Source organism: Methylophaga sp. SB9B (assembly GCF_004832235.1).
Classification (GTDB): Bacteria; Pseudomonadota; Gammaproteobacteria; order Nitrosococcales; family Methylophagaceae; genus Methylophaga; species Methylophaga muralis.
Window position 1 is genome coordinate 256,821 of sequence record NZ_SSXS01000003.1, and the last position, 13,096, is coordinate 269,916.

Consider the following 13,096-nt stretch of genomic DNA (forward strand, 5'->3'; position numbering starts at 1 on the left):
CCTACGTAGTTCGATCAATATTGTGGTGAGGATACCTTTAAAATGGAGAGACGCAAAATCAAGCCGTTGATATTGCATCAACGGCAGGTTTACTCCATGACAAACTTATTTGGCTAACTCTGGTTTTTCTGCATGATTTCTAAAACCGTTTGTAATCGATCAGCCAATTCCTGATCGTTGAGTGACAGCGCGCCATCAATTCCTGAACGAGCTCGTTCAATAAAGTTGATACGGGTTGAGTCCGTTGCCATATCAACGCTTTGTCCGGTTTCCACTGATATTTTCATTGTCATGAGTAGTAAAGGGGAGCTTTCATCCAAAGTCATTTTTCCACTGCGAATTTGGCTATTCATCCAATCAAACATCTCTTGCCGAGTCATGTTTGTAAAATCAGCTTGATCACGGTCTTTAGAATCAATCGCATGGGTTTGCTTAGCTTGTTCAGTTTGAGCGTGCATGATATCGGCGAAAGATACTGGGTCGTTATACATATTACTGTTCAGCTTTTGGCTGCTTTGGCTGAGGTTTTGCTGATTGACTACATTATTAATGATCATGGTTGAATCCATTCCTATGTTTTAAGAGAGACAGCCTGATATAAAGCAAAACATGTTCCATGAGCAGAATGCTAACAATAGTAATGAGTGCAGCAGAATTAGTTTTCACAACAGGTAATTTTTGCCGTCGATATGGCAATCAATTGCCATATCAGCAGAAACAACTGTCCAATAATTAACGTTCAGTTATATACAAATTGCTGGAGAAATAACTCTCGGAATAAAAGATATAAAAAAGCCGGACCATGGTCCGGCTGTTTCACGTAACAACGAGCACTAAATCAACTGTATTCCGCCACCAAAACTGCGGTAAATCTCAACTAAGCGGATAAAGCTTTGCTGCTGCAGTTGAGCCAGTTGATCGCGGCTACGTAGCAGTTCGCGCTCGGAGTCGAGAAGATCGAGGAATTCGCCAGTGCCGGCGTTATAGCGCTCACGGGAAATAGCTACCGCTTTGTTACTGGCCTGCCACTGCAATTCAGTACTTAACTGCTGCTCACGACTCAAGTTGTAACTATTGAGAGCCAATTGCATTTCATTAATAGCGTTAAACACTTGCTGTTCAAACTCAGCTAGCGCCATTTGAGAACTAGCTTCAGCCTGACGGATACGTGCTTTCACTGATCCTAAATCAGCGGCCTGCCAACTTAAACTGGGGGCAACCGACCAGCTTTTAGTATCACTACCAAGTGATAAACCAGGGCCAGATAAAAAGCCTAGAAAACCGCTTATTGAGACATTCGGGTATAAATCGGCAGTAGCCACACCAATCTCTGCAGTTCGGGCAGCCAATAATCGCTCGCTGCTTGCCACATCAGCGCGATAACGCAGGTAGTTTTCACCTTCAACAACGGCTACGGGTTTTTTTAACTGCGGTAAACGGGGAACATTATCGAGTTCTAGCTGACCGGGCCGCTGTGCTAATAAAGCTGACAAAGTAGCATCTGCGGTTAACAGTGCAACACGATATGCAGGTATCGCAGCATTCACTTGATGCATTTGCACATCTATTTGTGCCAGCTCCAGTTCGGAAGCCATACCGGCCTCCAACCTGGCCATAACAATGGCACGGCTTTGCTGCAGATTTTGTAAGTTTTGTTCTGCCACGACCAAACGCAATTGGGCACCACGGTATTCACCGTAACTGGTTGCCACCTGGCTAATTAACTGTACCTGAGCGTCGTGCCATAAAATATCAGCCTGTTGAGCCTGGGCCTCAGCCGCTTCACTGGCACGGCGTAATTTACCAAACAAGTCCAAATCCCAACTTAAATTGGCACCGGTGCTATAGCCTCGGATAATCACACTGTCATTAGTTGTTGGCTGCAGCACAGCGTTTTCACTGGCTTGATAGCCCGCGTCCAATGTGCCTTTTGGCAGAATGTCATTATCAGCATCTTGAAACACAGCATAAGCCCTGTCGACATTGGCTCTAGCTTGAGCCAATGTTCGGTTTTCGTTCAAGGCCAGTTGAATCAGCCGATTCAGCGATTCATCATCAAAGGCTTGCCACCAGCTTTGTGTCAGTTCTGCCTGTTGATACGGGCTGCTAACGTTGATATCGGCCACTTTTGCAGGGGCCTGATATTCAGGCCCTACAGCGCAAGCGCTTAATGACATCACCAGTACTGCAATAGACGTAAGTTTGTGTGTGTTACGCATGGTTAGTCTCCGCCTTATCGGTTATTGCAGTTGACGATGGCAGCGCTTTTTTCTCGCCACGTTTGGCCAGCATGTAATAAAACAATGGCGTTAAGATTAAGCCAAAGAAGGTGACACCAATCATGCCGGAGAACACCGCCACACCCATGGCCTGACGCATTTCGGCACCGGCCCCAGTTGAAAACACCATGGGTACTACGCCCATAATAAAGGCGATAGAGGTCATCAAAATCGGCCGTAAACGCAGGCGTCCTGCTTCCAAAATGGCTTCCATCGCACTCATGCCATGGTCCTGCAGTTCTTTGGCGAACTCGACGATCAAGATGGCATTTTTGGTGGCGAGCCCGACCAGGACTATTAGCCCTATCTGAGTGAGGATATTGTTATCCCCGCCATAGATTAAAACGCCGCTCAGTGCTGACAATAATGTCATCGGAATGATCAGGATAATGGCCAGCGGTAGGCTTAAGCTTTCGTACTGTGCTGCCAATACCATAAATACCAGCATAATCACCAAAGGATAGATAAATACTCCGGCGTTACCGGCCAGAATTTGCTGGTAAGTCAGCTCAGTCCATTCATAGGTCATCCCATTGGGTAACGTTTCTGCCAGTATTTTCTCAATCGCTGCCTGAGCTTCACCGGTGCTATAACCCGGTGCTGGGCCACCATTAATTTCAGCGGTAGTAAAGCCGTTGTAATGCATGACTCTGTCAGGACCCGCTGTATCAGTAACATTGATAAAAGAACCCAGTGGAACCATCTCGCCGCTGGCATTACGTACTTTTAACTGGCTGATTTGTGACGCACTCTGACGGAATTGCTCGTCAGCCTGCATATTCACCTGATAGGTACGGCCAAACTGGTTGAAATCATTGACATACACCGAGCCCATATAAGCCTGCAGCGTTTGAAATATCTCATCCAGCGACACATTTTGCTGTTTGGCTTTAGTGCGATCGATATCCAGATCCAGTTGCGGCACATTAACCTGATAGCTGGAGAAGATACCTGTCAGCTCAGGTGTGGCCCAGGCTTTTTGCATTACCTGCATAGTCACGTTGTATAGCTCTTCGTAACCGTGACTGGCGCGATCCTGTATTTGCAACCTGAATCCGCCAATAGTGCCAAGCCCCTGTACAGGTGGAGGAGGGAATATGGCAATAAAGGCATCTTCAATACCGGCAAATTTCTGGTTCAACGCTGCAGCTATCGCATCGGCCGACATTGATGGATCGTTACGCTCATTGAAATCGCTTAAGGTCGTAAAGACGATGCCGGAGTTGGGACTGTTGGTAAAACCGTTAATATTCAGTCCGGGGAAAGCAACGGAACTGATTACGCCAGGTTGTTCAAGTGCAATACTCGACATTTCTTTAATCACCGCATCAGTACGCTCTAACGACGCAGCATCTGGCAATTGTGCAAACGCCACAAGGTATTGTTTATCCTGGCCTGGTACATATCCGGATGGGGTAGTGGCGAACTGCATTCCTGTTAATCCCAGCAGTGCAACATACATAATGCCAACCAGCGCCCCAAAGCGGATCACCTTTTTCACTAACCAGCCATAGCCTTTGGATAGACGAGCAAAGAAGCGATTAAACGGACCAAATAACCAACCTCCTAAGAGTTTGTCCATGGCACGTGTTAACAGATCTTTTTTCTCGCCAGGTGCTTTTAACAATAGCGCCGACAGGGCAGGGCTAAGGGTTAACGAGTTAATCGCCGAGATAAAGGTAGAAATCGTAATGGTTAAGGCAAACTGCTTATAAAACTGCCCGGTTAAGCCTGACATAAAGGCGGTAGGAATAAACACCGCTGCCAAAACCAAGGTAGTAGCAACAATAGGCCCGGTGACTTCTGTCATGGCTTTTTGTGTAGCGGCAATTGGCGTTAAACCTTCTCGAATATTCCGTTCTACGTTTTCCACCACCACGATGGCATCATCGACGACGATACCGATGGCTAATACCAAACCAAATAAGGATAGGGCATTAAGCGAAAAGCCGAGCAGATGCATAAAGGCAAACGTACCGATCAACGAGACAGGTACTGCCACCAGAGGAATAATGGATGCACGCCAGGTTTGTAAAAATAGTACAACCACCAGTACTACTAACACCAATGCTTCAAGCAGCGTTTTTATTACCGCCTCAATAGAACCACGAACAAACACCGTGGGGTCATAAACGATGTCGTAGGCTAAACCATCTGGAAAGCTTTTCGATAGCTCTGCCATTTTGGCGCGTACATCGTCAGAGATTTGAATTGCGTTTGAACCAGAGGCCTGAAAAATAGGGATAGCAACGGCGTCTTTATTATTTAATAGAGATCGCAGTGCATAAGTTGAGGCGCCCAGTTCAATACGGGCAACATCTTTTAAGTAACTGACCTCACCATTGTCACCGACCTTGATAATAATATTGCCAAACTCTTCCTCGGTGGATAAACGACCTTTCACGTTAATCAGCAGCTGAAACTCAGCCTCACCACTGGGCTGAGCACCTAAACTACCCGCTGCCGCCTGTTGGTTTTGCTCACGGATTGCCGCAGTAATTTGCGCTGGGGATAAACCAAGAGCCGCCACTTTATTGGGATCCAGCCAGATCCGCATACTGTAATCACCAGCACCGAACAGCTCTACATTACCCACACCATTAACACGTGCCAACTCGTCTTTAACATTTAAAAGCGCGTAGTTAGACAGATAGAGCATGTCGTAGCGATCATCCGGCGAGCTTAAATGCACCACCATGGTTAAATCAGGCGATGATTTCTCGGTGACAACACCTAAGCGTTGTACTTCCTGTGGCAACCGGGGCATTGCCCGATCGACTCGTGCCTGCACTTGCGTTTGGGCTAAATCAACATCGGTCCCAATGGCAAATGTCACAGTGAGTGTCATGCGGCCATCTGAGGTGGATTGAGATGACATATAAAGCATCTCTTCCACACCGTTAATTTCTTGCTCCAATGGTGAAGCCACTGTTTCAGCAATCACTTTAGGGTTGGCACCAGGGTAATTGGCTGTTACGACGACAGTAGGGGGAACCACTTCAGGATATTCAGTGATCGGCAATTGCCAGACTGCGATAGCACCGGTAATTAAAAAGAACAGTGAAATAACGGCCGCAAAAATGGGGCGTTTAATAAAAAATTGCGAGAACATGACGTTATCCTTAACCTTTGTCTGCCGCATTAACTGTTTCTGCAGTCAGTGCGGTGCTGGTTTTATCCAGCAGTTGTTGATTTTTACGTAAACCGGCTAATTGATCATCGGTTGCCATATTCACCAGTTTGGGTGCTATCTGAATATTCGGCATCACACGCTGCAAGCCGTTAACGACAATTTTGTCTGTTGCAGTTAAACCTTCACGCACAATACGCAGCCCGTTGACCTTTTCACCAAGCTTAACCGCGCGATACTCCAACTGATTTTCAGCATTTACCACCAACACATACTTGTTATTCAGATCGGTGCCGATAGCTTTTTCATCAATCAGAATGCCCTGATACGAGTCGCTACCAACCAGTTTGATACGAGCAAATAAGCCTGGTAAAAGCTTGTTGTCGCTGTTGGCAAAACTGGCACGGATGCGGATAGTGCCGGTTTGCTGATTCACACTATTGTCGACAAAATCAATATTCCCCGTGTGTTGGTAATTGCTGTCGTCGGCCAGCGCCATATAAACAGGATTTGCTGTGGCATCACGGGTATCTGCTCGTTTACCGTCCTCGCTCAGGCGAAGATATTTCAGGTAACTTTGCTCATCGACATCAAAATAAGCGTACATTTTTTCGGTCGATACCAAGCTGGTTAACTGGCTTTCACCTGCATTGACATAGTTACCCGCTGTTATCTGTGCATAAGACACCCGACCACTGATAGGCGCGGTGATGCGGGTGTAACTTAGATCCAATTCAGCACGATGCAGAGCCGCTTTCACAGAGGCAACGTTTGCAGCGGTTTGCTGTTTACGGGCTAAACGGGTATCAAGCAGCTCCTCAGAAATCGCGCGTGCAACACTCAGCTTTTCTGCTCGGATGTATTCGTTTTCAGCCAGTGCTAACGCGCTCTGTGCGCTTTGTAGTTCGGCTTTGAGTCTGGCGACTTCAGCCGCAAAAGGCTGTGGATCAATTTGCACTAATAAATCGCCCTTATTCACCAAAGCACCTTCAGTGAAATGTACTTGTTCGATATAACCGGATACTCGTGGCACCAGATTGACTGTTTCCGGTGCTTGTAAACGACCAGTAAATTCATCCCATTCGGTTATTCGCTCACTTACGACCTGTGCCACACTGACTTCAGGTGCGGGCGGTGCTTCTGCTTGATTCGCCGCTTCTGGATTACCACATGCGGACAAGACCATTGCTGCAATACTCCCCAGCAAAAATAATCTTAAGGTGTTTCCTGTGTTCATTATGTGGTTCTCCTTGAGTTTCTGGTTGGAAACGGCTTTTTAGTAAATTTATGATTCTGCAACTTACATACGATTCGTATGTCAGATGGCGTACGTAACGTATGTATAATTGCCTTAAATTTAGTGCGGAATTACTTTCTCATACGCGACGTATGTGATGTATATTATTTCGCATACGCATTGTATGTCAACTCACATGCATTACGTATGTAAAAGAATTGGAGAAAAAAATGGCGCAAAGACGTGAAGATATGATTGCCGAAACCCAGGCTAAGCTCATTAAATCTGCGAGAGAATCGTTCGCTCAACATGGATTCGCGGAAAGTTGTATGGATGATCTTACGGCAGAAGCCGGATTAACACGCGGCGCGCTGTATCATCATTTCGGTGGTAAAAAAGGCTTACTGAAAGCTGTCATTCAACAGATAGAAGAGGAAATGACCACACGACTTTCAGCGATAAAGTCGCAAGGCCCAACCACATGGGATGCGTTTATTAATGGCTCAATCGCTTATCTCAATATGGCATGTGAACCGGAAATTCAGCGCATCACACTTTTAGATGGTCCTGCTGTATTAGGTGATCCTTCGCAGTGGCCACGTAAAAACTGTTGTATTCGTAATACTCAGCTCAGTATTGAAAAGCTGATGGAAGAGGGTGTTTTGCGAGAAGTTGACTCACTGGCAATGGCACGACTGATTAATGGTGCTTTGTTTGGCGCATCTTTATGGATTGCTAATGCAGAGGATCCCCATGCTGCATCAATCAAAGCGGTTGATGCATTTTTGACGTTGGCTTCGGGTTTGTTAAAGTCGAACACTGCATAAGCCAATACATCGCTTCAACATGATTTTGATCAATAGAAAGAATTAAATGTAAGTTGGGCTGAATGTTTGAAGCCCAACACGTGAAACACCAGAATTGTTGGGCTTCGGCCTCAGCCCAACCTACCATGGCTACGGTATCACCAATTATTCGGCGGGCTTATAACCAAACAATTGCTGCGTTTTGATTTTCTCAGCCACGACTTCGGGGACTAAGTTTTCCCAACCTGGTTCGTTACTGGTGATCATTTTCAATACATCCGGTGAAAAGATGTGCAGATATTCTTCGTTAAATGCTTCAATCTGTTGGATATGTTCACCTTCTTTCAGATATTCGTAGAGATATTTTTGTTTAGCATCGACGTTGAGATTGTCTACCTTAAATAACGTGTTGGTTTCCGCGTCTTTATAAGGATAGATATATAGTTTGACGTTATTTTTAAATAACCGGCCAAAGCCTTCCAAAATACCGCCATGCAACGTGGTGTAGTAGCGATCGTGAAACAGCTCTATCAAACTGTGAGCCCCCATGGTGATCCCGATACGACGATTGGTGTAACGGGACAGATAAGTGGCTAACCGATAATACTCTGGATAGTCCGAAATCATCACCGTATGACCTGTTGCCTCCAACACATCAGCACGACTGATAAAATCTTCCAGATCAATACTGTCATTGCCATCAAGCAGATTATGCATGGTGATTTCCATAATGGAGATCGTCTCATCCGGAGCCGAGTCATCTTCGGCTTCAAACTGTTTTCTGGCTGCATTCAACATATCAATATTGACGTGGGTGACAGGGCGGAAACGGCCTCTTTCGACTAATACATTCTTCTTACGCAGATGCTCTGAGGGTTGTAGCACCCGACCATCCGCTGAAAACATCGCAGCATTACTTAAGCCCAGTTGTACCAGTCTCAAACTGATAACACGGTTATCAACATGCAAGAAAGCATCACCATGTAAGTCCACCATATCGACTTCAATTCGATCTGTGGTCAGATTATCCAGCAATGATTTTACTAACAGGTCCGGATTATGGCTCAGGTGAAATGCACCATGAACCAGATTCACCCCGAGAATGCCCAGAGCTTCTTGTTGCAGTGCATTTTCATGATCGAGCATTCGCACGTGAATAATGATTTCGCTATGCGCTGCGTGAGGTTCGGTCTGAAAACGAATGCCTAACCAGCCATGGCATTCATTAGTACCATGATAATTACGTGCCGACACGGTATTGGCAAAGGCAAAAAAAGCAGTGTTATCGCCACGCTGTTCGCTTAAACATTCCACGATTAAGTTATATTCATGGTCCAGCATGTCTTCCAGACGCTCACGGGAAACATAGCGGGCGGCTTTGCCATAAATATCATCGCTGACTTTCATATCATAAGCCGAGATACTTTTGGCAATCGTGCCCGCCGCACCTCCTACCCGAAAGAACCAGCGAACAACTTCCTGACCGGCACCAATTTCAGCAAAAGATCCATAACGAAGGGCATCAAGGTTTACTTCAAGCGCCTTGGCGCCAGTCGATAAGATTTTATTTTCCATAATCACTCTTAGTTTGTTTGGGTGTGTTACTGCTGCGCTGGGGAGTCTGACAACAGCAAAGTTGATGTGTTTCGATTGTAACGTCTTTGAGCTTGAACTCAAATGCGGGTTGAGAGAATTTCTATTTAGTCGAGCTGATATTTCTTTATTCAACCTAAGAATATTAATCATCAGTAAAAAGTTCTTTCGTTAATGAACTTTTTATAGAGATCACTCCATTTCTATTGCTAACAATATTTCTCGTATCAAGCTACGCCTTATATATATGGCGCTCTAGCACTTTAAAAATGCCTTTGGCACACGCATTGCAGCAACCCCTAAGCAAACGTAACCGTAAACGATGGCTTTAAGATTTATCTCAAATGCTTTTACGGCAGTCTAGAAAGTTAACTCAATGTGATTAAGCAATGCCGACTTAATGTTTTGGCATAAGAATCATACTCAAACGGAGAATTAATATGAAATTTAATAACGTAGTTTTATCTGCATCATCGCTTGAAGGTGAAGATGTAAAAAATGCTCAAGGCGAAAATCTGGGTAATGTAAAAGACATGATGATCAATACTGAAAGTGGTCAGGTTCAATATTATGTCTTATCTTTCGGTGGAGTTTTGGGCATGGGTAATAAGCTTTTTGCTATTCCTCCTCAAGCTGTAGCTGTCGACACAAAAGAGAAATGTCTTGTGTTGAATGTCGATAAAGAAAAATTAGAAAACGCTCCAGGTTTTGATAAAGATAATTGGCCTAATATGGCTGATGAAACCTTCCGGAATGAGATATACGGCCATTATGGTTATGAATATCGAGTTTAATTAATCTGCGTATAAAATAAACGGCCTGGTTTATATTTCTATAGCCAGTCCGTTTATTATTTTTATTAATAAATAAGCAACGTTACGATTAAAAAGTTTCTGTTTCAAGTTAGTTTATTTCTATAACTTCCTGGAAAATCCAGGCTGATTATTATCTGAAGCAGTGGTGCGGCCAATGTAATTGTATTTATCGTGTTTCAAAGGAGTTCAACCTAATGTCTAGTCCAGAACATAAGCAAAAAATTTGGGAAATGATAAAAGATATTAAAGTCGGCATGCTGGTCACACTTGATGATGACGTACCGCGTGCCAGACCAATGCATTTAGTTCAGGATGCGTATGATGGCACCATTTGGTTTTATACTCGTCGCAGTGCCGAGAAGGTCACTGAAACTGACCGTGATCATGATGTCTGCCTGACCTTTTCTGACCAGGATGAAGGTGTGTATGTCTCACTGTCAGGCAAAGCTCAGCTAACAAATAACCAAGCGTTGATAGATAAATATTGGAATCCGTTTATTGCAGCCTGGTTTCCTGAAGGCAAAGAGGATCCCGAGGTCGCCTTACTGGAAATCAAAGTAGAGATGGGTGAACACTGGATGTCCACAGAGAGTAAAGCTTTCCAGCTTTATGAATTTGCCAAAGCCAATATCACTCACACCAAGCCGAATATTGGCGAAAATGAAAAGTTTGGTGGCTAGGAAATGTTTTTTAGAGCAAAGGGCCATGCTGCATTGAGTTTCATTTCAATAAGTCTGGCCCTTTTTATTGAATTCGACGTAAATTCTCACCAATGACCATCGATAAGATAAAAAACGTAGGTTGGGTAGAGCATGGGAAACCCAACAAATCCAAAGTGTTATTTCATTTATTAAAGTTGGGTTTCATGCTTCAACCCAACCTACGATCCTCTCAAGCAACTGCTCCAAATCGCCAAAATGACCATCGCCGCGGGCAGGAAGGGTAGGGTCAGAGATAATAACAATGGATAACTGCAGCTCTGGAACAAGAACCAGCATCTGACCACCATACCCCCGAGCATAGACTGCTTTATGACCCGCATATTCAGTCAGAAACCAGCCATAGCCGTATAAATCACCTGAAAAGGGCGATAAGCCACGACGCTCCCAGGACGTTTCAAGCCAATTTTGGCTGACCACTTCCTCACCATCAATTGTTCCACCATTCAATACCATGTCGCCGATCCGAGCCAACCCAAGCGGACTCATTGCCATATCGTTACCGCCCATGTAACGCCCTTGTGGATCGGCGACCCAGGGTGGAATAACGATATTAAGCGGATTACCTAACCAGTCTTGGGCCAGACGATGCAAGCTGTGCCCGGAAGCTTGTGTGAGTGCTGCACCAAGGATATGCCAACCGCCTGTGGAATAGATGAAACGACCGCCAACACGATCCACTAATGGACGATTCAAAGCATAGTCGACCCAATTGTTGCTGGAGACCCATGCCCCATAATTCCTGCCTGATGTGCTATCCAACCCGGTCTGCATAGTTAATAAATGTTCGATAGTCAGATTGTCACGATCATCGCCAAAAGCTGATTTTCCCAGCAGAGGCAATACACGTTGATCAGGTCCCTCAATGATGCCACGGTCAATGGCGATACCGGTCAGCAGTGCCACAATGGTCTTTGAAACCGACTTGATATTAACCGGCGTATCCAAAGCTGGACCACGAAAGGCATTAGCGAATAACTGTTCACCATTTTGATGTATGACCAGGGATTGCAGCTGATCAAGTCGTTTTGCCTCATTTGCGATCGTCTTGAAATCAGGTTGTGCCAGAGCGGTACCATTGGTCAGGGCTATCGTTAATATTGCTGTGAATGTGATTAAGAGCTTTTGCAGGGAGATTTTTGACACGTGTAAATCCTATTTGATTTTGAAAACGATCAATTCATCAGTAGGACTATTCAGCAATCTAATAATTTAGTTGAATTCAAAAAAAGACAAACAAATTAACATTCACCCATATCCAGATCATTCATCGTTTCACCAACACCCCAATCACTTGAAATGATGCCTTTCTCAATAAACCGGTGAATGCTGGAATAAGGCTAATCAACCGCTTTTTCAACATAACCATGTTTCACCGGATTGTAATGAATGTAATCAATATGTCTTTGATAGTCCAAATCATCGCGGATTAAATGCTCCCAATAACGGCGTTTCCAAATACCGAGTTCAGATTTTTGTTTTCGTGAATTATTGATTCGTTCGGTAGAGGGAAGGGCACGAGAAAAATGCGATTTAATCAAACGCCATCGCGTGGCGAAGTCAGCGTCATTTGCAGGGAATGTCCAGATAGCATGCAAATGATCAGGCAACACCACGATGGCATCAATATCAAAAGGGTGGGTGGATTTAACTCTGCGAAATGCAGTTTTAAGCAGATCAATATGATCAGTAAGTAACGATTTATGTCGTTCCAGCAGATTGAACGTAAAGAAATACGTGCCAACGGCAACAAAAGCCCGACGATATTGCATCAATCACCATCCATGTGATTATAAAAATAAATAAATGTAGGTTGGGTAGAGCTTGCGAAACCCAACGATTCGGTAATGTTATGTCATTTATAAAATGTTGGATTTCATTCTTCAACCGGGTTTATGGTTTTTTGATTCATCATATTCATGAATTTTAGTGAGTCAACGAAATCAGTTTGTTTTATCACTGCTAAAACTGCAAACATTCCCAATGATATTGAGAGAATGATGCCTTTAGTATCCAATGGATTACTTTCATTTTTTAATAGAAAAGGCATCAATGCTGAAAATGATGTTATCGCATAAGCTAGGATCAATAATTTTGAAGCTATTTTTCTAAACCACTCTTTTTTATAAATACCAACCCATTCATACTGTTGCTTTTTTTTATTAAAATGAAGTGTTTTTTTGCTAGCAGATCGAAGATAGATTGTTTCCATGGAATCATCATGAGATAAAAGGATTTTTATTTCTTCAACAGGGTAAATATTATTAGTAAGTGCACGAAAACCTTTTTGTATAACAAATCCATGAGTTTTTGGATTATTCAAATCATCCAAATAATTTTTTGTAAATGCATAATCATCTCTATGTTTTGAGGATCGCGTTAAAGTTATCTCATTAACTATTTTGAATATGCCAAATATTCCAGTAATTGCCAGAATGATTGTTAAAAAATTATCCATAATTGATTAATAGTCCAATATTAACGAAGAAAAAATAATTCGTTTAAGCATGCTAATTT

At 43.9% G+C, this 13,096-nt stretch carries 11 protein-coding genes; 3 read left to right on the forward strand and 8 right to left on the reverse strand.

Annotated features, from left to right (window positions below; translation table 11 throughout):
* Positions 1 to 113: 113 nt before the first annotated feature.
* The 4 genes from E8Q33_RS05235 to E8Q33_RS05250 form a co-directional block, all read right to left on the reverse strand.
* Complete coding sequence (locus E8Q33_RS05235; RefSeq protein ID WP_136553316.1) at positions 114 to 557, reverse strand: hypothetical protein; 444 nt, start codon at positions 555 to 557, stop codon at positions 114 to 116.
* A 276-nt stretch (positions 558 to 833) separates the two neighbouring features.
* Positions 834 to 2,219: an efflux transporter outer membrane subunit gene (locus tag E8Q33_RS05240; RefSeq protein ID WP_136553318.1), complete on the reverse strand. Its 1,386-nt coding sequence runs from the start codon at positions 2,217 to 2,219 to the stop codon at positions 834 to 836.
* Complete coding sequence (locus E8Q33_RS05245) at positions 2,212 to 5,391, reverse strand: efflux RND transporter permease subunit (RefSeq protein WP_136553320.1); 3,180 nt, start codon at positions 5,389 to 5,391, stop codon at positions 2,212 to 2,214. The genes E8Q33_RS05240 and E8Q33_RS05245 overlap by 8 nt, the downstream gene beginning before the upstream one ends.
* 10 nt (positions 5,392 to 5,401) lie before the next feature.
* The gene (locus tag E8Q33_RS05250) at positions 5,402 to 6,646 is read right to left on the reverse strand and encodes an efflux RND transporter periplasmic adaptor subunit (protein ID WP_136553322.1); all 1,245 of its coding nucleotides are present in this window, start codon (positions 6,644 to 6,646) and stop codon (positions 5,402 to 5,404) included.
* Positions 6,647 to 6,876: 230 nt separating this feature from the next.
* Between E8Q33_RS05250 and E8Q33_RS05255 the strand changes: the two genes are divergently transcribed.
* Positions 6,877 to 7,473 (forward strand): TetR/AcrR family transcriptional regulator, encoded by a 597-nt coding sequence (locus E8Q33_RS05255; RefSeq protein ID WP_069297003.1) that lies wholly within the window; start codon positions 6,877 to 6,879, stop codon positions 7,471 to 7,473.
* A gap of 144 nt (positions 7,474 to 7,617) precedes the next feature.
* Here the strand turns inward: E8Q33_RS05255 and E8Q33_RS05260 are convergent, their stop codons facing one another.
* Entirely contained in the window at positions 7,618 to 9,027 is a 1,410-nt protein-coding gene (locus E8Q33_RS05260) for a TonB-dependent receptor (protein ID WP_136553324.1), read from the reverse strand.
* Between the two features lie 458 nt (positions 9,028 to 9,485).
* Here E8Q33_RS05260 and E8Q33_RS05265 point away from each other — a divergent pair, with 458 nt between their 5' ends.
* Both E8Q33_RS05265 and E8Q33_RS05270 read left to right on the forward strand, forming a co-directional pair.
* Complete coding sequence (locus E8Q33_RS05265; RefSeq protein WP_136553326.1) at positions 9,486 to 9,839, forward strand: PRC-barrel domain-containing protein; 354 nt, start codon at positions 9,486 to 9,488, stop codon at positions 9,837 to 9,839.
* A gap of 215 nt (positions 9,840 to 10,054) precedes the next feature.
* Positions 10,055 to 10,540, forward strand: a complete 486-nt coding sequence (locus E8Q33_RS05270) for a pyridoxamine 5'-phosphate oxidase family protein (protein WP_136553328.1) — start codon at positions 10,055 to 10,057, stop codon at positions 10,538 to 10,540.
* A gap of 183 nt (positions 10,541 to 10,723) precedes the next feature.
* Here E8Q33_RS05270 and E8Q33_RS05275 read toward each other — a convergent pair whose 3' ends face one another.
* From E8Q33_RS05275 to E8Q33_RS05285, 3 genes are all read right to left on the reverse strand, one after another.
* Positions 10,724 to 11,725: a serine hydrolase gene (locus E8Q33_RS05275; protein WP_211116096.1), complete on the reverse strand. Its 1,002-nt coding sequence runs from the start codon at positions 11,723 to 11,725 to the stop codon at positions 10,724 to 10,726.
* A gap of 194 nt (positions 11,726 to 11,919) precedes the next feature.
* A complete protein-coding gene (locus tag E8Q33_RS05280) occupies positions 11,920 to 12,351 on the reverse strand; it encodes a transposase (protein WP_247869941.1) in 432 nt (143 codons plus the stop codon).
* A gap of 104 nt (positions 12,352 to 12,455) precedes the next feature.
* Positions 12,456 to 13,037 (reverse strand): hypothetical protein, encoded by a 582-nt coding sequence (locus E8Q33_RS05285; protein WP_136553329.1) that lies wholly within the window; start codon positions 13,035 to 13,037, stop codon positions 12,456 to 12,458.
* Positions 13,038 to 13,096: the final 59 nt, after the last annotated feature.

What these genes read in the sequence shown, in the direction of transcription:
- E8Q33_RS05250 (WP_136553322.1), bottom strand. Translation starts at nt 6,646, where the DNA reads ATGAACACAGGAAACACCTTAAGATTATTTTTGCTGGGGAGTATTGCA.
- E8Q33_RS05260 (WP_136553324.1), bottom strand. Translation starts at nt 9,027, where the DNA reads ATGGAAAATAAAATCTTATCGACTGGCGCCAAGGCGCTTGAAGTAAAC.
- E8Q33_RS05235 (WP_136553316.1), bottom strand. Translation starts at nt 557, where the DNA reads ATGATCATTAATAATGTAGTCAATCAGCAAAACCTCAGCCAAAGCAGC.
- E8Q33_RS05280 (WP_247869941.1), bottom strand. Translation starts at nt 12,351, where the DNA reads ATGCAATATCGTCGGGCTTTTGTTGCCGTTGGCACGTATTTCTTTACG.
- E8Q33_RS05245 (WP_136553320.1), bottom strand. Translation starts at nt 5,391, where the DNA reads ATGTTCTCGCAATTTTTTATTAAACGCCCCATTTTTGCGGCCGTTATT.
- E8Q33_RS05240 (WP_136553318.1), bottom strand. Translation starts at nt 2,219, where the DNA reads ATGCGTAACACACACAAACTTACGTCTATTGCAGTACTGGTGATGTCA.
- E8Q33_RS05270 (WP_136553328.1), top strand. Translation starts at nt 10,055, where the DNA reads ATGTCTAGTCCAGAACATAAGCAAAAAATTTGGGAAATGATAAAAGAT.
- E8Q33_RS05265 (WP_136553326.1), top strand. Translation starts at nt 9,486, where the DNA reads ATGAAATTTAATAACGTAGTTTTATCTGCATCATCGCTTGAAGGTGAA.
- E8Q33_RS05285 (WP_136553329.1), bottom strand. Translation starts at nt 13,037, where the DNA reads ATGGATAATTTTTTAACAATCATTCTGGCAATTACTGGAATATTTGGC.
- E8Q33_RS05255 (WP_069297003.1), top strand. Translation starts at nt 6,877, where the DNA reads ATGGCGCAAAGACGTGAAGATATGATTGCCGAAACCCAGGCTAAGCTC.